Here is a 1,082-nt window from a genome sequence, read left to right on the forward strand (position 1 = left end):
AGGATAGAAATTCGGCAAGTGCGCGCAATCATGAGCACCATCATCGGCAAAAATAATGCGGCTAGGCGCCACTGTTTGTGAGAGTAAAGACTCAATGCAGTGGGCTGCAAGGTGGCCATACTGATAGGAAGCGATAACGACTGTAATCATAGTGCTGGCATTAGAGCACGGATAGAAGTCATTTGCATTTTGAGAGCAAAAAAAGGCCAACCCTAGGATTGGCACTCTTAACCTTAAATGCTTTTGAAATTAATTCATCGGCCTTGGTTTTTTAGTCTCTGAAACTGGAATAACCTTGCCACCCAATACAGTGGCATGTACGGCAACATCTTTAATCTTGATTGCGGGAATTGCCTGTGGATCGGAATCTAAGACGGCAAAGTCAGCAAACTTACCTGCTTCTATTGAACCCACCTTACTCTCCACTCCAAGAGTGTAAGCAGCATTGATGGTGATCATCTTCATCGCATCTGAAGCTGTTACCGCATCAGCTGGTGCCCAGACCTTGCCATCGCTATAAACATCCCTACGGGTAACCGCGGTCCATGCTTCTTTTAATGGTGCAGGCGCCGATACAGGCGCATCAGAGTGGATAGATGTCACAATGCCACTACGTACTAAAGCACCAAGACGCGTTGCGTAGGATGCGCGATCAACACCTAACATTGGATACTCTAATTGGGCACGCTCTGAGATATAGGACATATTGGCACTTACAACTGCGCCCAATGTCTTAATCTTCATTACCATGGCAGTCGATGGAATGCCAAAATGATTAATGGTGTAACGATGATCGAAGCGCGGCTTTGAATCTAACAGCAATTGCAATGAATTAATTGAATGGGCATTACCGACATCCCCGTTGCTATGAATGTGAATATGAAAACCCGCATCCCACCATGGTTTCATTGCACCAGCAAACTCTTTGGCCGACTGGTAGTTAGTTGAACCTATGGTGCCGTTTGTATAACCGGGGCTTTCCATCCGCATAGTCTCAGGCAAATAACCACCATCGCTATAAAACTTCACACCTTGGAAAATGAGGCGATCATTATCTTGCTGAGAGAGATTCTGAGCCTCAG

The 1,082-nt window shown here is 45.8% G+C and carries 1 protein-coding gene; it reads right to left on the reverse strand.

The window, feature by feature from the left end; genetic code table 11:
* Positions 1–249: 249 nt before the first annotated feature.
* Positions 250–1,082: amidohydrolase family protein (locus B7Y67_RS19075; protein WP_293599977.1), on the reverse strand; the 833-nt coding region annotated here is incomplete at its 5' end.

The organism is Polynucleobacter sp. 35-46-11, from assembly GCF_002281105.1.